A 21,242-nucleotide genomic window follows, 5' to 3' on the forward strand; every position below is an offset into this window, starting at 1 on the left:
TAAAAAAAGAGAGCCTAAGCTCTCTTTTTTGAATATTGTTTAACTAAAAACGTGTCATTCAATGTTTCGGTAAGGTCGCGATGATAGTAGAAACAACACCAGCACCTACATGCACTTGGTATAGCGCCACCTTCACGGATTGCGAAACGTAGATTTTTAATATAACGCAATGGCTTTCTAATAATTAATAACTAAAAGTTAACCATTTTCTTACAGGTATAAAAAAAGAGAGCCTAAGCTCTCTTTTTTGAATATTGTTTAACTAAAAACGTGTAATTATAAATTACGCGATGATAGTAGAAACAACACCAGCACCAACAGTACGGCCACCTTCACGGATAGCGAAACGTAGACCTTCATCCATAGCGATTGGACCAATTAGTTCAACAACGAACTTAAGGTTATCACCAGGCATTACCATTTCAACACCTTCTGGAAGCTCAACAGCACCAGTGATGTCAGTTGTACGGAAGTAGAACTGTGGACGGTAACCTTTGAAGAATGGAGTATGACGACCACCTTCATCTTTACTTAGTACGTATACTTCAGATTCGAACTTAGTATGCGGCTTGATTGAACCAGGCTTAGCTAGAACTTGACCACGTTCAACGTCTTCACGTTTAGTACCACGTAAAAGAACACCAACGTTCTCACCAGCACGACCTTCGTCAAGCAGTTTACGGAACATCTCAACACCAGTACAAGTAGTTGTAACTGTATCTTTAAGACCAACGATCTCAACAGATTCACCAACTTTGATGATACCACGTTCAACACGACCAGTAACAACAGTACCACGACCAGCAATTGAGAATACATCTTCAATTGGTAGGATGAATGGTTTGTCGATGTCACGCTCTGGAAGAGGAATGTAAGAATCTAATGCATCAGCAAGCTCGATGATTTTATCTTCCCATTCAGCTTCGCCTTCAAGTGCTTTAAGCGCTGAACCAAGGATAACTGGTAGGTCATCACCTGGGAAATCGTATTCAGAAAGAAGTTCACGAACTTCCATTTCTACTAATTCTAGTAGCTCTTCATCATCAACCATGTCACATTTGTTTAAGAAAACAACTAAGTGTGGAACACCAACTTGACGAGAAAGTAGGATATGCTCACGAGTTTGTGGCATAGGACCATCTGTTGCAGCAACAACTAAGATACCACCATCCATTTGAGCAGCACCAGTGATCATGTTTTTAACATAATCGGCATGTCCAGGACAGTCTACGTGTGCGTAGTGACGAGTTTCTGTATCGTATTCGATGTGAGAAGTATTGATTGTAATACCACGTTCACGCTCTTCTGGAGCATTATCGATTGCAGAGAAATCACGGATGTCGCCACCGAATTTCTTAGTTAATACAGCAGAGATTGCAGCTGTTAAAGTAGTTTTACCATGGTCAACGTGGCCAATTGTACCTACGTTTACATGTGGTTTATTACGTTCAAATTTTTCTTTAGACACAGTGTGTACCTTCTTTATCAGTAAATACCTCTCCACATGCCATCACATGGAAAGGCGTTAGTTTAATTTATTTTTTATTTCGCTTCAATAATTGCGTTAGCAATTTTTTTAGGCGCATCGGCATATTCTAAAAACTCCATAGAATAAGATGCTCGACCTTGCGTTGCCGAACGAACTGCGGTTGCATAACCGAACATTTCAGACAGCGGTACTTTAGCATGCACGATCTTAACGCCACCAGGGCCATCGTCCATTCCATCTATAATACCACGACGACTATTAAGATCGCCAACAACAGTCCCCATCCAATCTTCAGGAGTAGTTACTTCCACTTTCATCATAGGCTCAAGAATTGTTGCATCAGCTTTTAATGCTCCATCTCTAAAACCCATCATACCAGCAATTTTAAATGCCATTTCGCTAGAGTCAACCTCATGGTAAGAACCATTTAATAAAGTGACTCGTACGTCAAGCATTGGATAACCAGCAAGCACACCTTGGTTCATTTGTTCTTCACAGCCTTTGCTCACCGCTGGAATGTATTCTTTAGGGAAAACATTCGCAGCCATTTCATTCACAAATTCAAAGCCAGAACCACTTTCCAACGGTTCTAATCTTAGTTGGACATGACCATAATGGCTAGGTCCTTCACCCTGACGAATAAATTTACCTTCGATCTCAACCGTTTTACGGATGGTCTCACGGTATGCAACTTGTGGGTTACCCACGTTACAGTTAACAGAAAACTCACGACGCATACGGTCAACAATGATATCAAGGTGAAGCTCACCCATACCAGAGATCAGTATTTGTCCAGATTCTTCATTTGTTTCAACACGAAATGAAGGATCTTCAGCAGATAGTTTTTCTAGTGCTAGCGTTAATTTATCTTGGTCAGCCTTAGTTTTTGGCTCAACCGCAATTTGAATAACCGGTTCAGGGAAATCCATACGCTCAAGAATAATATTCTGTCCAGCAACACAAAGCGTATCCCCCGTAGTGACGTCTTTAAGACCGATCACAGCGGCAATATCACCGGCGCGAACTTCTTTGACTTCCTTACGTTCGTTAGCATGCATCTGTACGATGCGTCCTAAACGTTCTTTTTTGCCTTTAATAGGAATATAAACTTGCTCACCAGACTTAACTACGCCTGAGTAAACTCGCATAAAGGTTAACGTACCCACGAATGGGTCAGTAGCAACTTTAAATGCAAGTGCAGCAAATGGTGCATCATCTGAAGCAGGACATTTAATCTCTTGATCATTGTGTCCATTGATAGCTTTAATCGCTTCAACTTCCACTGGAGAAGGTAAATAATCGATTACCGCATCTAACACTGCTTGCACACCTTTATTTTTAAAAGCGCTGCCACACGTTGCTAGTACGATCTCGTTATTTAACGTACGAATACGTAAACCTGCTTTGATTTCTTCTTCTGAAAGCTCACCTTCTTCAAGGTATTTTTCCATTAGTTCATCATTTGCTTCTGCAGCTGTTTCTACTAGTTCTTCGTGCAACATTTGCGCGTGTTCTAATAGTTCAGCAGGAATATCATCATATTTAAATGTCATCCCTTGATCTGCATCGTTCCAATCAATCGCTTTCATTTTAATGAGGTCGATAACTCCGCGAAAGTGCTCTTCTGTGCCAATATTCAGATGAATAGGAACACAAGTAGCGCCTAAGCGAGTTCGAATTTGCTCAAGTACAGATTCAAAATCAGCGCCTGTTCTATCCATCTTGTTAACAAATACAATACGCGGAACGTGGTATTTATTAGCTTGACGCCAAACAGTTTCTGATTGAGGTTCTACACCTGACGAGCCACAAAATACAACGACAGCACCATCTAACACACGTAATGAACGTTCAACTTCAATAGTGAAGTCTACATGTCCAGGGGTATCGATGATATTGATGCGGTGTTGCTCATACTGGTTTTGCATGCCCTGCCAGAAAGTAGTAGTCGCAGCGGAGGTGATAGTAATACCACGTTCCTGCTCCTGCTCCATCCAGTCCATTGTTGCTGCACCATCATGTACTTCACCGATTCGGTGAGATACGCCAGTGTAGAACAATACACGCTCTGTAGTAGTAGTTTTACCTGCATCGACATGAGCGACAATACCGATATTACGGTAACGCTCAATGGGAGTTGTACGTGACAATGCAATGTCCTTCTTAAATAAAGCTTTGTGCAAATAGAAACGAAAAAGCACAAGCAAAAGCCTGTGCTAATATTTTTCTACCAACGGTAGTGAGCAAACGCTTTGTTTGCATCAGCCATACGGTGAACGTCTTCACGTTTCTTAACCGCTGAACCTTTGTTATCTGCTGCATCAACTAGCTCACCAGCTAGGCGTAATGCCATTGATTTTTCACCACGCTTACGAGAAGCTTCAACTAACCAACGCATTGCTAACGCATTACGACGAGAAGGGCGAACTTCTACAGGAACTTGGTATGTTGAACCACCAACACGGCGAGATTTAACTTCGACGCTTGGGCGGATGTTTTCTAATGAAACTTCAAAAAGTTCCATTGGGTCTTTACCGCTTTTTTCAGCTGCTGATGCTAATGCACCATAAACGATTTTTTCTGCGATAGATTTTTTTCCGTCAACCATTACTACGTTAACGAATTTTGTTAGAACTTCTGATCCAAACTTAGGATCTGGTAGTACTTTACGAGTAGCTACGACGCGTCTTCTTGGCATCTTATTATCTCCGTGCGCTTCAGGATTTTACCCAAAACATATTAAAATTAAATAGTGTTTGTTTGGCCTTACTTACGGAAAGTATTAAGATTTAGGCTTTTTAGCACCGTACTTAGAACGACCGTTACGACGTGCTGCAACACCTGAAGTATCAAGTGCACCACGAATTGTATGGTAACGAACACCCGGTAAATCTTTTACACGACCGCCGCGGATCAAGATTACACTATGCTCTTGCAAGTTATGGCCTTCACCACCGATGTACGAAGTTACTTCGAAACCGTTAGTTAGACGTACACGAGCAACTTTACGCATTGCCGAGTTAGGTTTTTTTGGTGTAGTAGTATATACACGAGTACATACACCACGTTTTTGAGGACACGCTTCTAGCGCAGGAACGTTAGTTTTTTGAACTTTGTCCTTACGCGGTTTGCGTACCAATTGTGAAATTGTTGCCATTGTTAAATAGCTCCTAATGTGTGTGTGAAAAATCAAGCCCTAAAGATTAGGGTCGCAAGAGTTTACGCTTAATAGAAAGGCGAGTCAATAAATAGGCAATTGTGTTTTTGTTCACAAAACAACAAATATAAAACACAGGTATAATGCAGGTATATAGTTATCCACATTAAAGGGAGCAATACATAAAGGTAATAGTATTCAAAGTGGCGAGATTTAAGGAGAAGCGAATATTAACTAAAAAGAACTTATTACCAAGCTAATTGGCTTTTACATTGGATCGTTAAATCTACAAAAGCAGGATAATCGATTATTTGACCTACATTAGCCACTAAACCTCGAGCCTCGAGATCATCTTGTAAAACAAACAAACGCTTACTCTCATGCAGTTTTAGTAGAGTTGCTTTTTGTTCGATAGTCGCACTCGTTGCGATCACTGCATCGCTTATCAATAACAATATATCATTATCAGCGATTTGCTTTAAACAATCATGTAACGAAAAAGTACTTAATGGCGAGCTATTAACCGTATGTAATATCATTTAAAAACTCATTAATTGGTCTTGCTTAGCAAGGTGTAAATTTATTTCATCAGTACTTAGCAGCGTCGTTTTAATAACTAATTGTTCTACTGATATATTTCTTACAGAGAGTGAATATTGGCAAACATAAATTTGTTCAACATCATAAAGCTCAAGCATTTGTAACATAGGTTGAAAATCTTTTTGCAAAATCAAATCAGCTTGATGCTTAGCAAGCAATTGATAGACGCCATCGCCCATAAAAAAAAGGCTTAAAGATTCATTAAACGCAGAAAGAGCCAAACTCAGATCTAACGCTTCACGCGCATGAGTAGAACCATGTGGTGCACATCGATTTACAATACCAATCTTCTTTTCCATGCTCGTATCCTAAAATTTCACCAACCTAAAATTGTACTAGACGGTCACAATTGGCTGACAACTCAGCTAACTGCCCTAGCCCACTTAATACAAAAGGCGATTTAAGATTATAATTGGAAAGTGCTAATTGTTCAGCTTCCTGTTGATTAACAATCCCACGACGTAAAGACGCAGAAACGCAAACCTCTAATGGAAATTGATATTTTTTAGCTAAATTAGCCCATAAATCCGGTAAATCAACTTCATCGGTTGCAGGGCTAATGAGGTTACTTGCCGTCAGTACACCATCAAGATAAAAAAATACGCCACTCACTTTATGCCCTGCTTTTAATGCCGCAGAGCAAAATTGATATGCAGTAGAGGCACTTTGCTGACTCGCTGGGTTGCCAGTCACTAAGAGTGTAAATTTTGTAACTTGATGGTCAGACATTATTAACCTTATAGTCTAAATTGAATTTATTTAGACGCTACAAATGCAACAGCTTCAACTTCAACTAATACATCTTTTGGCAAACGAGCAACTTCAACACATGAACGAGCAGGTGCTAATGTTGCAAAATATTTACCGTAAACTTCATTGAAAGCAACAAAGTCATTCATATCTTTAATGAAACAAGTTGTTTTCACTACTGTTTCGCCAGTTGCACCAGCAGCTTCTAGCACTGCAAATAAATTTTTCATTACTTGTTCAGTTTGTTCTGCAACGCCACCTTCAACAATTTCCATCGTTTCTGGGTTTAGTGGAATTTGGCCTGAAGTAAAAATCATATCACCGAATTGATTAGCTTGAGAATATGGACCAATTGCTGATGGTGATTGTTCTGTACTAATAATTTTTTTAGTTGTCATTTAAGGCTTATCCTAATCAGTTAAATTTGAGACTGTATATTGAAGTAGAAGCAAAATAAAAACAACGTCAAATAAGAAAAAACTTAGAACTCGACTCTAGTCTCTTGAACTTCGGCGCACTGGCTTTAGCCTGCAGGGATTTATGTGTTAGTTTAGCTTTGAAGATTGATAGCGTTCCTTTAACCTCGGGGCGCTGGCTTTAGCCTGCAGGGATTCTGATGTTAGGGTTTATTACTTTGATTTTGTACCTGTGTATCACTAGTGAATAATTATGAATTGAGTACACTATCTAAAAAAACAACACAAAAATACTGCAAGCTGAAGCATGCGCCCCGAATAATAAAAGCTACAATCAACACAAAGATATCTACAAGCTGAAAGCACCAAAATAACCACGAAGCGCTACGCTACACAAAGGACACGAAGGAAAAGCTATATCCCACTACCTGCTATTAACTGTTTTTTGCTCTAACCTTCTTCACCCTTCGTTCCTTCGTGGTAAATAGCTTTTGACTTTGGGGCGCTGGCTTTAGTCTGCAGGAATTTTGGTGTTGGGGTTTATTACTTTGATTTTGTGCCTTTGTACCTTTGTACCTTTGTACCTTTGTACCTTTGTACCTTTGTACCTTTGTACCTTTGTATCACTAGTGAATAATTATGAATTGAGTACACTATCTAAAAAAACAACACAAAAATACTGCAAGCTGAAGCATGCGCCCCGAATAACAAAAGCTATAACCAACACAAAGATATCTGCAAGCTGAAAGCACCAAAATAACCACGAAGCGCTATGCTACACGAAGGACACGAAGGACACGAAGGACACGAAGGAAAAGCTATATCCCACTACCTGCTATTAGCCGTTTTTTACTCTAACCTTCTTCACCCTTCGTTCCTTCGTGGTAAACCGCTTTTGACTTTGGGTCGCTGGCGTTAGCCTGCAGGGATTCTGATGTTAGGGTTTATTACTTTGATTTTGTACCTTTGTATCACTAGTGAATAATTAAGAATTGAGTACGCTATCTAAAAAAACAACACAAAAATACTGCAAGCTGAAGCATGCGCCCCGAATAACAAAAGCTATAACCAACACAAAGATATCTGCAAGCTGAAAGCACCAAAATAACCACGAAGCGCTATGCTACACGAAGGACACGAAGGAAAACTATAATCCACTACCTGCTATTAAACGCTTTTACTCTAACCTTCATCACCCTTTGTTCCTTCGTGGTAAACCGCTTTTGACTTTGGGGCGCTGGCTTTAGCCTGCAGGAATTTTGGTGTTAAGGTTTATTGTTTGTATCTTTGTATCACTAACGAAGAATTATGAATTGAGTACGCTATCTAAAAATCAACACAAAAAAGATCTGCAAGCTTAAAACAGGACTCGAATAACAAAAAGCGACAACCGACACAATTTAACTTCATAGTTCCGATTATCGACCTTTTACTTGAAAATACCAAAATAACCACGAAGCGTTCCGCTACACGAAGAGCACGAAGAAAAGAGCAAAAGCTAATCAAAAAGCCCTTTATTCACTATCTGTTATTAATCGCCTCTAATTTAACCTTTTCACCCTTCGTACCTTCGTACCTTCGTACCTTCGTGGTAAATCGCTTTTGACTTTAAACAGCAAATCACAAAGTAAAAACGTTAACAAACTCAAATTTTAGACATAAAAAAAGGTGCCGAAGCACCTTTTTTCTAAAGCAAAATTAATTGCTTATATTCACTACTTACTCACCAAAATCAACGGCGTTTAGTAAGTCAGCTAAGTTTTGCTCAGCTGCTTCTACGTCGATGATTGGCTGTTCACTTACAGGTTCAAGCTCTTTCGCTTTAGCTGCAGCACGAGTACGGTGATGTGCAAAACCAGTACCAGCTGGAATCAAGCGACCAACGATTACATTCTCTTTCAAGCCATGTAATTGGTCACATTTACCTGCAACAGCAGCTTCCGTAAGAACACGTGTTGTTTCTTGGAAAGATGCAGCTGAAATAAATGACTCAGTTGCTAGTGATGCTTTAGTAATACCTAATAACTGGTATTCAAACTTAGCAACGTTTTTGCCTTCAGCTTCAAGACGACGGTTTTCAATGATAACGCGTACAACTTCAGCTTGCTCACCCACTAAGAACGACGTATCGCCGGCATCAGTAATGATACATTTACGTAGCATTTGGTTAACGATAACTTCAATGTGCTTATCATTAATTTTTACACCTTGTAAACGGTATACTTCTTGTACTTCGTTTGTGATGTAGTTAGCCACTGGGCTAATACCACGTAGGCGAAGAATGTCATGAGGAGACTCAGGACCGTCAGAAATAACCTCACCTTTTTCAATCTTCTCACCTTCGAAGATGTTTAGGTGACGCCATTTTTGAATCATCTCTTCATGCACATCGCCATTAGCTTGTGTAATAAGAAGACGACGCTTACCTTTAGTCTCTTTACCGAATGCTAATGTACCTGAAACTTCTGCAAGGATCGCAGCGTCTTTAGGTGTACGAGCTTCAAATAAGTCGGCTACGCGAGGTAGACCACCCGTGATATCACGAGTTTTTGAGCTTTCTTGTGGAATACGGGCTACCGCATCACCAACTCGTACTTGCGCACCATCTTCTAGGCTTACGATTGCGTTTGCAGCAAGTGCATATTGCGCAATAACTTGTGTACCAGGAATGAATACATCATTACCTTTAGCATCAACTAGTTTAGCCATTGGACGCATCTCTTTACCAGCAGATGGGCGTTGAGCCGGATCGATAACAACAATACTTGATAAACCAGTTAATTCATCAGTTTGTTTGTTAATCGTTACGCCTTCAATGAAGTCAACGAACTCGATCTTACCTTCCACTTCCGTAATGATTGGATGTGTATGCGGGTCCCAGTTAGCGATGATTTCACCAGCAGTAATTGCTGCGCCATCTTGCTTATCAAGAACAGCACCATAAGGTAGGCGGTGATTCTCTTTCGTACGGCCTAATTCATCAATAACGGTTAACTCTGTAGAACGAGAGATAACAACTACTTTTTGATCAGAGTTAATGACGAATTTAGCGTTATGTAATTTAACTTTACCCGTATTTTTAACTTGGATACTGTTTTCAGACGCAGAACGCGATGCTGCACCACCGATGTGGAACGTACGCATCGTTAACTGTGTACCAGGTTCACCGATAGACTGAGCGGCCATAACACCAACTGCTTCGCCTTGACCAACCATGTGTCCACGAGCCAAATCACGACCGTAACATTGTGCACAAGCACCAAAGTCAGTATTACAAGTAATAACAGAGCGAACCCATACTTGGTCAACCGACGCTTCTTCGATTAAATCACAGTATTTTTCATCAAGTAATACGTTACGTGCGATTAAGACTTCATTATCCGTACCTGGTTTAATGATGTCACGAGCAACAACACGACCTAGAACACGTTCACGAAGTGGTTCAACAACGTCACCACCTTGAATCAATGGTGTAACTAATAGACCTTCAGTACTACCACAATCTTCTTCAGTAATAACTAAATCTTGCGCAATATCAACAAGACGACGAGTTAGGTAACCCGAGTTTGCTGTTTTAAGTGCGGTATCGGCTAGACCTTTACGTGCACCATGCGTCGAGATAAAGTACTGAAGTACGTTTAGACCTTCACGGAAGTTAGCGACGATAGGCGTTTCGATGATTGAACCATCTGGTTTAGCCATCAGACCACGCATACCAGCTAGCTGACGAATCTGAGCGGCACTACCACGTGCACCCGAATCGGCCATCATGTAAACGCTGTTAAATGAATCTTGCTGAACTTCTTCACCTTTCGCAGTTAAAACAGTTTCTTTAGAAAGGTTTTCCATCATCGCTTTAGCCACTTGCTCATTCGCACTTGCCCAAATATCGATAACTTTATTGTAACGCTCACCCGCAGTAACAAGACCCGCTTGGAATTGCTCTTGGATTTCTAGTACTTCAGCTTCAGCTTCTTCAACTAAGTGTTTCTTAGCATCAGGAATAACCATATCGTCGATACCTACAGAGGCACCAGACAATGTCGCGTATTCAAAACCGGTATACATTAATTGGTCAGCAAAAATAACAGTGTCTTTAATACCTAGTAAACGGTAACAAGCATTCAACACGTTAGAGATAGCTTTTTTGCCCATGTTCAAATCAACGTGCTCAAAAGGAAGACCTTCAGGCATGATTAGCGATAAGATCGCACGACCAATTGTTGTTTCAACTAACTCAGTTGTTGAAGTACGTGATTTATCTTCTGCGATATGTACTTGTGTCATACGAACTTTAACAATCGCTTGTAGATCAACAACACCAGCACGGTATGCTTTTTCAGCTTCTTTTGCATTTTGGAAGTACATGCCTTCACCACGCGCATTAATGCGAGTACGAGTCATGTAGTACAAACCTAATACAACGTCTTGTGAAGGTACGATAATCGGTTCACCATTTGCAGGCGATAGGATATTATTCGTAGACATCATTAACGTACGAGCTTCAAGCTGCGCTTCAATTGTTAACGGTACGTGTACCGCCATTTGGTCACCATCGAAGTCGGCGTTGTATGCCGCACAAACTAATGGATGTAATTGAATCGCTTTACCTTCGATTAATACAGGTTCAAACGCTTGGATACCCAGTCTGTGAAGTGTTGGTGCACGGTTAAGTAGCACTGGATGTTCACGGATAACACCTTCAAGGATGTCCCAAACTTCACCACCTTCACGGTCAACTAATTTCTTAGCTGCTTTAATAGTAGTCGCAAGACCTAATGCTTCTAACTTACCGTATACGAATGGTTTGAATAGCTCTAATGCCATCTTCTTCGGAAGACCACATTGATGTAAACGTAACGTTGGACCTACTGTGATTACAGAACGACCAGAATAATCTACACGTTTACCTAGTAAGTTTTGACGGAAACGACCTTGCTTACCTTTGATCATATCTGCAAGCGATTTTAGAGGACGTTTGTTCGAACCAGTAATAGCTCGGCCACGACGACCATTATCTAATAACGCATCAACAGATTCTTGTAACATACGTTTTTCGTTACGTACGATGATATCTGGTGCAGCTAGCTCTAAAAGACGTTTTAGACGGTTATTACGATTAATAACACGACGGTATAAGTCATTTAGGTCAGACGTTGCAAAACGTCCGCCGTCTAGTGGTACTAGAGGACGTAAATCAGGTGGAAGTACTGGAAGTACTGTTAAGATCATCCACTCTGGTTTGTTTGAAGACTGGTGGAAAGATTCAACCAATTTCAGACGCTTAGTCAATTTCTTACGGCGAGTTTCAGAATTAGTTGTTTCCAATTCTTCACGCATGCCTTTAATTTCGTGGTCTAAATCAAGTTGCTTAAGTAGTGCAAAAACGGCTTCAGCGCCCATCATTGCGTCAAACTCATCGCCCCATTGCTCTAGGTTGTCCAAGTACTCTTCTTCAAGAAGGATTTGGCCACGCTCAAGATCAGTCATACCTGGTTCTACAACCACGAATGATTCAAAATATAGGATACGTTCGATATCACGTAACGTCATATCTAGCATTAAGCCGATACGAGACGGAAGTGATTTAAGGAACCAAATGTGTGCAACAGGCGATGCTAATTCGATGTGTCCCATACGGTCACGACGAACTTTAGCTTGAGTTACCTCAACACCACATTTTTCACAAATAACACCACGATGCTTAAGGCGTTTGTATTTGCCACATAAACATTCGTAATCTTTGATTGGACCAAAGATACGTGCACAGAATAAACCTTCACGTTCAGGTTTGAATGTACGGTAGTTAATGGTTTCAGGTTTTTTAACTTCACCAAAAGACCATGAACGGATCATTTCAGGTGATGCTAAACCGATTTTAATACCATCGAATTCTTTGGTTTTATTTTGTTGCTTTAAAAACTTGAGTAAGTCTTTCACGCTACTCTCCTAGTAGGAGTTAAAACTAGGCGCCTTGCTACTATTAAAAAGACAAGACGCCACATATTTACTTAAGCCAACTAACTTAGTGCTTAGCCATTTTCTTCATCTAACTCGATGTTGATGCTTAATGAACGGATTTCTTTCAACAATACGTTGAATGATTCAGGCATGCCTGGTTCCATTCTATGGTCACCATCAACGATGTTTTTATACATCTTAGTACGACCATTCACATCATCCGATTTAACTGTCAGCATTTCTTGTAGAGTGTAAGCAGCACCGTAAGCTTCTAGTGCCCATACTTCCATCTCACCGAAACGCTGGCCACCGAACTGAGCTTTACCACCTAGTGGTTGCTGAGTAACCAAGCTGTAAGAACCCGTTGAACGTGCATGCATTTTGTCATCAACCAAGTGATTCAGTTTTAACATGTACATGTAACCAACCGTTACAGGACGTTCAAATGGGATACCAGTACGACCATCAGTTAATTGCAGTTGACCAGATTCTGGTAAATCAGCGATACGTAACAATTCACGGATTTCACTTTCATGAGCACCATCAAATGCAGGTGTTGCTACTGGTAAACCTTTGTATAGGTTTTTAGCAAGACGTAATACAGCTTCATCATCAAAATCATTTAAATCTACATGACAAGGTGCATCACCGAACGAATAAAGTTTTTGTACGTATTCACGTACTTTGCTGATTTCTACTTCACGTTGATCTTTGATCATACGCTCTAGTTTCTCACCAACACCTTTACACGCTAAACCAAGATGTGTCTCAAGAATCTGACCGATGTTCATTCGTGATGGTACACCCAATGGGTTAAGTACGATATCAACAGGAACACCAAACTCATCGTGAGGCATATCTTCTACGGGTACGATGTTTGAAATAACACCTTTGTTACCATGACGGCCAGCCATTTTATCACCAGGCTGTAGACGACGACGTACTGCAAGGTAAACCTTAACAATTTTTTGTACGCCAGGTGCTAAATCATCACCTTGTGTAATCTTACGACGTTTAAGGTCAAACTCTTTATCGTAGTCTGCTTTAACTTCGTCGTATTGCGCATTGATTTGGTCTAAGTAAGTTTGTTTTTCATCATCATTTAATACGATGTCAAACCACTGAGCTTTAGGCATCTGTAATAGACGCGCTTCTTCTTGACCAGCAGAAACTAATAGTTTCAACGCTTTTTCATGGATAGCATCTTCTAAGATCTTGAACTTTTCAGTTAAATCTTTCTTAGCTGCTTTCAACTGCATTTCTTCGATTTCTAATGCACGTTTATCTTTCTCAACGCCGTCACGAGTAAAGACTTGAACGTCAATTACTGTTGCGTAAGTTGAGTTAGCTACGCGTAAAGAGCTGTCTTTAACATCAGACGCTTTTTCACCGAAGATAGCACGTAATAGTTTTTCTTCTGGCGTAAGTTGTGTTTCGCCTTTTGGCGTTACTTTACCTACTAAGATATCACCTGGTTTAACTTCAGCACCAACGTAAACAATACCAGACTCATCTAGCTTGCTTAACGCAGATTCACCAACGTTAGGGATATCGGCAGTGATCTCTTCAGTACCCAATTTAGTTTCACGTGCAATACATGAGAACTCTTGGATATGGATCGTAGTAAAACGATCTTCTTGAGATACACGCTCAGAAATAAGGATTGAATCCTCAAAGTTGTAACCATTCCAAGGCATGAAGGCAATCTTCATGTTTTGACCCAATGCTAAATCACCCATATCAGTCGATGGACCATCGGCTAATACGTCACCGCGAACAATTGGCTCGCCAGGTTTACACGTTGGTTTTTGGTTAATACAAGTATTCTGATTTGAACGAGTGTATTTCGTTAAGTTGTAGATATCGATACCCGCTTCACCAGCAAGTAACTCATCATCAGCAACTTTAACAACGATACGAGATGCATCAACGTAATCGATTACACCACCGCGTTTCGCGATAATAGTAACGCCTGAGTCAATAGCAAGACGACGCTCGATACCAGTACCTACTAATGGCTTATCAGCACGTAAAGTAGGAACCGCTTGACGTTGCATGTTCGCACCCATTAAAGCACGGTTAGCATCATCATGTTCTAAGAACGGGATAAGTGACGCAGCAACAGAAATGATCTGTTGTGGTGACACATCCATGTAATCGATGTCATTTGGTCCCATAAAGGTAGTTTCACCTTTATGACGACAAGGGATCATCTCTTCATTCAATAGACCATTTTCGTCAACGTTAGCAGATGCCTGTGCGATAACGAAAGTACCCTCTTCGATAGCAGATAAATATTCAACTGTATCAGAAGGTTTACCATCAATAACTTTACGGTAAGGCGTTTCCAAGAAACCGTAACTGTTAGTACGTGAGAACGTAGCTAACGAGTTAATAAGACCGATGTTTGGCCCCTCTGGCGTTTCAATTGGACATAAACGACCGTAGTGAGTTGCGTGAACGTCACGTACTTCAAAGCCAGCACGCTCACGCGTTAGACCACCAGGGCCTAATGCAGAGATACGACGTTTGTGTGTTACTTCAGATAACGGGTTATTTTGATCCATAAACTGAGACAGTTGTGAAGAACCAAAGAACTCTTTAACAGCAGCTGAAATAGGTTTTGCATTGATCAGATCTTGCGGCATAGTTGCATCAAGGTCGCCTAAAGATAGACGCTCTTTAACAGCACGTTCTACACGTACTAAACCAACACGGAATTGGTTTTCTGCCATTTCACCTACACAACGGATACGACGGTTACCAAGATGATCGATATCATCTACTTCACCATTACCGTTACGAATATCAATCAGTGTTTTCATTACACTTAAGATATCGTCTTTAGATAAAATACCTGGACCTTCATCACCATCAAGACCAACACGACGGTTGAACTTCATACGACCCACTTTAGATAAGTCGTAACGTTCTTCTGCGAAGAATAGGTTTTGGAATAGACCTTCAGCTGCATCTTTAGTTGGTGGCTCACCAGGACGCATCATACGGTAGATTTCTACTAACGCTTCTAAACGGTTAGTTGAAGAATCAACACGTAATGTGTCTGATATAAATGAACCACAATCTAATTCATTGCTGTAGATTGCTTCGAATTTTTTAATACCTGACTGTGCAAGCTCAGCTAATAATTCAAGTGTAAACATATCATTTGCATTAACAATGATTTCACCAGTTTCGCTGCTGATGTAATCTTTAGCTGATACTTTACCTTCTAAATATTCAAACGGTACTTCAAGATGCTTAACGCCATCTTTCTCAAGTTGACGGATATGACGAGCAGTAATACGCTTGCCAGATTCAACATAAGTTGTACCTTTACTCACGATATCAAAGTTGAATTGTTCACCGCGTAAACGGTCTGCAATCAACGCCATGGTGATAACACCATCTTTAACAACAAACTCAGTTGTATCAAAGAAGATATCTAGGATTTGTTCAGTCGTGTACTCAAGAGCACGTAGCATGATAGTCGCTGGTAATTTACGACGACGGTCAATACGTACAAATAAGTTGTCTTTAGGGTCAAATTCAAAATCTAACCAAGAACCACGGTAAGGGATAACACGTGCGTTATATAACACTTTACCCGAACTGTGTGTCTTACCTTTATCATGGTCAAAGAAAACACCAGGAGAACGATGTAATTGTGAAACAATAACACGCTCTGTACCATTGATAACAAAGGTACCATTTTCTGTCATGAGTGGCATTTCACCCATGTAAACTTCTTGTTCACGGATATCTTTAACCGTGCCTGCTGGCGCATCACGATCATAGATAACAAGACGTAATTTAACACGTAAAGAAGCAGAGTAAGTTACTCCGCGGATTTGGCATTCTTTCACATCAAAAACAGGCTCGCCTAAACGGTAACTTACATATTGTAGTTCCGAGGTACCTGAATAACTAGCGATAGGGAAGATACTGTTAAAAGCAGCTTCTAGACCTACCTCTCCAGTTAAATCGACTTCAATGAATCGTTTGAATGAATCTAGTTGAATTTCCAACAAGTATGGTTTTTCCATCACTTGTGGACGTTTCCCAAAATCCTTACGAATACGTTTTTTCTCAGTATAAGAGTAACCCATGTGGTTCCTTTGCTCGCTGATAAAATTGGTCATAGTTGTCTTACTTGGTTTGAATCTGATGTATGACAACGGCGGCACATTATTTTGGTGTTAATGATATTTTAACTGTCAGTACTACTTCAGGTTGAACCTACTCTTGAGGCGCAGCTTATTTCGCTGACTTTATCGTTTGAAGCAATACGGCATAACATCACCTTAAGCGTCCGATCACCGTAAAAAACAATGAAAAATCACGGTATCCTATAGCGCAAAAAGGCCGGTGATTAAATAATCACCAGCCAAAGCTATTTGCATAGCTATTAAGTTAGAAAAACTAACTTATTTAAGTTCAGCAGTTGCACCGATTTCAGCAAGCTCTTTTTGGAAAGCTTCAGCTTCGTCTTTAGAAATGCCTTCTTTAAGAACAGCAGGACAAGATTCAACAGCTTCTTTAGCTTCTTTCAGGCCTAGACCTGTGATAGCACGTACCGCTTTGATTGCTTTAACTTTGTTCTCACCGAAAGCAGTAAGTACTAGGTTGAATTCAGTTTGCTCAGCAGCAGCTTCGCCTGCAGCAGCAGGACCTGCAGCAACAGCAGCAGCAGATACACCGAATTTTTCTTCCATTGCTTCGATTAGTTCAACAACTTCCATTACAGATAGTTCTGCAACAGCATCAATGATTTGGTCTTTAGTAAGAGACATGAGTCAATTCCTATATATAGATTATAAAATGGTATTACAGCAATTACGCTGCAGATTCTTCTTTCTGGTCGCGAATAGCAGCCAGAGTACGTACAAGTTTGCCCGCTGCAGCTTCTTTGATAGTAGCCATCAGTTTCGCAATTGCTTCGTCGTATGTTGGTAATGTCGCTAAACGGTCGATTTGAGCGGCTTCAATGAATTCACCCTCAAATGCTAGCCCTTTAATTTCAAACGCTTCATTAGCTTTAGCAAAGTCTTTTAAAAGACGTGCTGCTGCACCTGGATGTTCGTTTGAAAAAGCAAGGATAGTAGGACCTGTAAACGTATCTGCCAGACATGCAAAGTCAGTACCTTCAACTGCACGACGTGCTAGTGTGTTACGAATAACTCGTAAAAATACACCGTTTGCACGTGCTTTTGCACGAAGTTCAGTCATTGCACCTACTGTTACACCGCGTGAATCGGCAGTTACAGCAGACAGAGCGCCTTTAGCAGCTTCGTTGACTTCAGCAACAATAGCTTGTTTGTCTTCGAGTCTTAATGCCATTTGGTTTTACTCCTGGATTCCACTAGGTTTTACCCTAGATAAACACCCCCATCTAATGATGAGGCACTATTTTGGTTACGGATCCAGTAGAATAATCTTTCTGGGGTCCGGTACCGTCTACGCAGGAAATTAAGTTAAATTAAAAATTTAACACCTACGGTCTAAGAAGAGACCTAAGGCCCTCCAAAGTAAGGTCGCATATTATACAAACAATATGCAACCTTGTATAGTCACTTGATGATTAATCACCAAATGACTACAAAAAATTACGCTACTACAGTAACTAGAGTTGCTTGGTCAACTTTAAGACCGGCACCCATAGTTGTAGATAGAGAAACTTTCTTGATAAATTGACCTTTAGCGCCAGATGGTTTTGCTTTTTTAAGCGCAACAATCAAAGCTTCTAGGTTTTCTTTAATTTGTTCAGCAGTAAATGTCGCTTTACCGATAGTAGAATGGATAATACCATTCTTGTCGTTACGGTAACGAACCTGACCCGCTTTAGCATTTTTAACTGCTTCAGCAACGTTAGGTGTAACAGTACCAACTTTCGGGTTAGGCATTAGACCACGTGGACCTAAGATTTGACCTAATTGACCAACAACACGCATAGCGTCTGGTGATGCAATTACAACGTCAAAGTCCATTTCGCCAGCTTTAACTTTAGCAGCAAGATCGTCCATACCAACGATATCCGCACCAGCAGCTAGAGCAGCTTCTGCGTTAGCGCCTTGTGTGAATACAGCAACACGAACTTCACGTCCAGTACCGTGTGGTAATACAGTTGCGCCACGTACGTTTTGATCACTACGACGAGGATCAACACCTAGGTTAACTGCAACATCAATGCTTTCGCTGAATTTAGCTGTCGCGAACTTTTGTAAAAGTGCTACTGCTTCATTGATTTCGTATTCTTTAGTTGCGTCAACTTCAGCACGTATAGCTGTCATGCGTTTAGATAATTTAGCCATTGTATTAACCCTCTACTTCCAGACCCATAGAACGAGCAGAACCCGCAATACAACGTACCATCGCTTCAAGATCGGCACCCGTTAAATCAACTTCTTTCGCTTTAGCGATTTCTTCAAGTTGAGCAACTGTTACTTTACCTACTTTGTCTTTATTAGGTACAGCAGAACCAGATTTGATGCCAGCAGCTTTCTTAAGTAAGTAAGATGCAGGTGGAGTCTTAGTTTCGAATGTAAAAGAACGGTCAGCATATACTGTAATTACTACAGGAACTGGCGCGCCTTTTTCTTGAGCTTCTGTTTTTGCATTGAATGCTTTACAGAATTCCATGATGTTAACACCGTGTTGACCAAGTGCTGGACCAACTGGTGGTGACGGGTTTGCCATACCAGCTGAAACTTGCAGCTTGATATATGCGGTTACTTTCTTAGCCATGATATATTACCTTTATTTGGGTATAACGCTGAAAAATCAGCTTCCCAGTTAATACGTAAGTGACTGCTTTATTGCAGCCTATTAGAACCAATTATCTTTATTACCTTAAAATAAAATAACAAATAAAATGGGCGGCGAATTATAACTGTAACGTCGCCTGCTTCACAAGGCCTTTTGTTGTTTTTTTAGTCAAACTTAAATTTATACCACTCGTTAAAAACAAAAAAGCCAATAAGATGACCTTATTGGCTTTTTTAATAGTCTAACAAAGCGAATTCGCTATTAGTTAACTAGTCTTTTTCAACCTGAGAGAACTCAAGTTCAACAGGTGTTGCACGACCAAAGATAGAAACCGATACTTTTAAACGGCTCTTATCGTAGTCAACTTCTTCAACAGTACCAGAGAAGTCTGCAAATGGACCATCAGTAACACGAACCATTTCACCCGCTTCAAACAATGTACGAGGACGCGGTGTATCATGCGACTCTTGTAAACGGTTAAGAATGTTATCCACTTCTCTTTGAGAGATAGGTGCTGGACGTTCTTTAGTACCACCAATAAAGCCCATAACACGGTCAATACTTTTAACTAAATGCCAGCTATCATCATTCATAGCCATTTCAACTAAAACGTAACCAGGGAAGAACTTACGTTCACTCTTACGTTTTTGTCCAGCACGCATTTCAACAACTTCTTCAGTAGGTACTAAGATTTCGCCAAAGTGCTCTTCCATTTCATTTAAACGGATGTGCTCTAATAATGTTTTTTGAACACGGCCTTCATAGCCAGAAAAGGCTTGAACGACATACCATCTCTTTTTTTGAACTTCTTCAGTCATAATAAACCCTTAAATAGAGGTAGTGATAAACGAAACGACACGAACAAATATGCCATCAAGACCCCATAGCACTAAACCAACAATAGTTGATACTGCTAAGATGATTAATGTAGTTTGTACTGTTTCTTGGCGAGTAGGCCAAACGACTTTACGTACTTCAAGGCGCGCATCTTTAGCAAAGCCAATAAATGTTTTGCCTTTTTCAGTAAATGCAGCAGAAAGAACTGCTAAAGCAGCTAAAACTAAAAGTATTGCCACACGTAATACAACGTGTGTTTCTTCGCCATATAAATAATTACCAACAATTACTGCTGCTAATAACAAAACGGTGATAGTCCATTTCAGCCCGTCAAAAGAGCTTTTGCTGTTTTCAGAATTTACTGTAGTCATAACGCATTGTATCCACTGTTAAAATTAATAATACCGTTCTTAGCATCAGTTGCTAAGTGGTAAAACAACCACCTAATATGAGCGATTGTTTAATAGGTGAAAGATTTCTTTTACATTAAGCAAAATCGTCACCCTAAAATAAAGGACGTAAGTATAAGGATTTTTCTGTCTTTTGTAACCTGATTATCCACAAAAAGAGTGATTCTTATTGATTAAACACAAACAAAGCTATCACGAGCTCCCTATCGCCCTACAAATAACACATAAAACAGTAAGATTTTTGATAGATTTGTTTAAGTTGATAAATATTTTGAACTCGGCTGGATGAAGAATCAAAGTAAAGTGTTAAGAATGTAGGAGAGATCCACGAGTCCTGTTTTTAGCTTGCAGATCTTTTTTGTGTTGGTTTTTTGATTATGAGATGAGTCGCTCAACTCATGATTCATCATTAGTGATACAAAAATAAAAATAATAAACCTTAACACCAGAAACCCTGCAGGCTAAAGCCAGCGCCCCAAGGTCAAAATCGGTTTACCACGAAGGTACGAAGGGTGGAGAAGGTGAGAGCAAAAACGATTAATAACAAGTAATGGATTATGGCTTTTCTTCGTGTTCTTCGTATTCTTCGTATTCTTCGTGTAGCGTAGCGCTTCGTGGTTATTTTGATGTTTTCAGCTTGCAGTATTGAGTGTTGATTGTTAACTGTTGATTATGAGGTTAGTTGCTCAACTCATAGTGCATAACACATAGTGCAAAGATCAAAAATATAAACCCTAACACAGAAAATCCTGCAGGCTAAAGCCAGCGCCCCGAGGTCAAAGACACACTATCAATCTTCAAAGCTAAACCAAACACAAAAAATCCTGCAGGCTAAAGCCAGCGCCCCGAGGTCAAAG

The 21,242-nt window shown here is 40.3% G+C and carries 16 protein-coding genes; all 16 read right to left on the reverse strand.

Going from position 1 to position 21,242, the window contains the following annotated elements:
- Positions 1 to 283: 283 nt before the first annotated feature.
- Entirely contained in the window at positions 284 to 1,468 is a 1,185-nt protein-coding gene (tuf, locus tag V6255_RS16660) for an elongation factor Tu (RefSeq protein ID WP_341629159.1), read from the reverse strand.
- Positions 1,469 to 1,542: 74 nt separating this feature from the next.
- On the reverse strand, positions 1,543 to 3,639 hold the full coding sequence (fusA, locus tag V6255_RS16665; protein WP_341629160.1) for an elongation factor G: 2,097 nt from the start codon (positions 3,637 to 3,639) through the stop codon (positions 1,543 to 1,545).
- A 77-nt stretch (positions 3,640 to 3,716) separates the two neighbouring features.
- Positions 3,717 to 4,187, reverse strand: a complete 471-nt coding sequence (rpsG, locus tag V6255_RS16670; protein ID WP_160063835.1) for a 30S ribosomal protein S7 — start codon at positions 4,185 to 4,187, stop codon at positions 3,717 to 3,719.
- Positions 4,188 to 4,271: 84 nt separating this feature from the next.
- On the reverse strand, positions 4,272 to 4,646 hold the full coding sequence (gene rpsL, locus V6255_RS16675) for a 30S ribosomal protein S12 (protein WP_025565709.1): 375 nt from the start codon (positions 4,644 to 4,646) through the stop codon (positions 4,272 to 4,274).
- Positions 4,647 to 4,894: 248 nt separating this feature from the next.
- Positions 4,895 to 5,185 carry a sulfurtransferase complex subunit TusB gene (tusB, locus tag V6255_RS16680; RefSeq protein ID WP_341629161.1) on the reverse strand — a complete coding sequence of 97 codons (291 nt, stop codon included), beginning with the start codon at positions 5,183 to 5,185 and terminating at the stop codon, positions 4,895 to 4,897.
- Entirely contained in the window at positions 5,186 to 5,545 is a 360-nt protein-coding gene (gene tusC, locus V6255_RS16685) for a sulfurtransferase complex subunit TusC (RefSeq protein WP_341629162.1), read from the reverse strand.
- A gap of 25 nt (positions 5,546 to 5,570) precedes the next feature.
- Positions 5,571 to 5,975 (reverse strand): sulfurtransferase complex subunit TusD, encoded by a 405-nt coding sequence (gene tusD, locus V6255_RS16690; RefSeq protein WP_341629163.1) that lies wholly within the window; start codon positions 5,973 to 5,975, stop codon positions 5,571 to 5,573.
- Positions 5,976 to 6,001: 26 nt separating this feature from the next.
- Positions 6,002 to 6,394: a RidA family protein gene (locus V6255_RS16695; protein WP_160063843.1), complete on the reverse strand. Its 393-nt coding sequence runs from the start codon at positions 6,392 to 6,394 to the stop codon at positions 6,002 to 6,004.
- A 1,737-nt stretch (positions 6,395 to 8,131) separates the two neighbouring features.
- Positions 8,132 to 12,352 carry a DNA-directed RNA polymerase subunit beta' gene (gene rpoC, locus V6255_RS16700; protein WP_341629164.1) on the reverse strand — a complete coding sequence of 1,407 codons (4,221 nt, stop codon included), beginning with the start codon at positions 12,350 to 12,352 and terminating at the stop codon, positions 8,132 to 8,134.
- Between the two features lie 92 nt (positions 12,353 to 12,444).
- Positions 12,445 to 16,482, reverse strand: coding sequence for a DNA-directed RNA polymerase subunit beta (rpoB, locus tag V6255_RS16705; RefSeq protein WP_341629165.1), 4,038 nt, complete (start codon positions 16,480 to 16,482; stop codon positions 12,445 to 12,447).
- Between the two features lie 318 nt (positions 16,483 to 16,800).
- Complete coding sequence (gene rplL / locus V6255_RS16710) at positions 16,801 to 17,166, reverse strand: 50S ribosomal protein L7/L12 (protein ID WP_341629166.1); 366 nt, start codon at positions 17,164 to 17,166, stop codon at positions 16,801 to 16,803.
- A gap of 43 nt (positions 17,167 to 17,209) precedes the next feature.
- Positions 17,210 to 17,713, reverse strand: a complete 504-nt coding sequence (rplJ, locus tag V6255_RS16715) for a 50S ribosomal protein L10 (RefSeq protein ID WP_298942350.1) — start codon at positions 17,711 to 17,713, stop codon at positions 17,210 to 17,212.
- 266 nt (positions 17,714 to 17,979) lie between these two features.
- Complete coding sequence (gene rplA, locus V6255_RS16720) at positions 17,980 to 18,684, reverse strand: 50S ribosomal protein L1 (RefSeq protein ID WP_341629167.1); 705 nt, start codon at positions 18,682 to 18,684, stop codon at positions 17,980 to 17,982.
- 4 nt (positions 18,685 to 18,688) lie between these two features.
- A complete protein-coding gene (gene rplK, locus V6255_RS16725) occupies positions 18,689 to 19,117 on the reverse strand; it encodes a 50S ribosomal protein L11 (RefSeq protein ID WP_113818378.1) in 429 nt (142 codons plus the stop codon).
- Positions 19,118 to 19,407: 290 nt separating this feature from the next.
- Positions 19,408 to 19,956: a transcription termination/antitermination protein NusG gene (gene nusG, locus V6255_RS16730; protein ID WP_025565263.1), complete on the reverse strand. Its 549-nt coding sequence runs from the start codon at positions 19,954 to 19,956 to the stop codon at positions 19,408 to 19,410.
- A 9-nt stretch (positions 19,957 to 19,965) separates the two neighbouring features.
- Positions 19,966 to 20,346: a preprotein translocase subunit SecE gene (gene secE, locus V6255_RS16735; protein ID WP_160063851.1), complete on the reverse strand. Its 381-nt coding sequence runs from the start codon at positions 20,344 to 20,346 to the stop codon at positions 19,966 to 19,968.
- Positions 20,347 to 21,242: the final 896 nt, after the last annotated feature.

Origin of the sequence: Psychromonas arctica, assembly GCF_038155225.1 — a bacterium.
GTDB classification, from domain to species: Bacteria; Pseudomonadota; Gammaproteobacteria; order Enterobacterales; family Psychromonadaceae; genus Psychromonas; species Psychromonas arctica_B.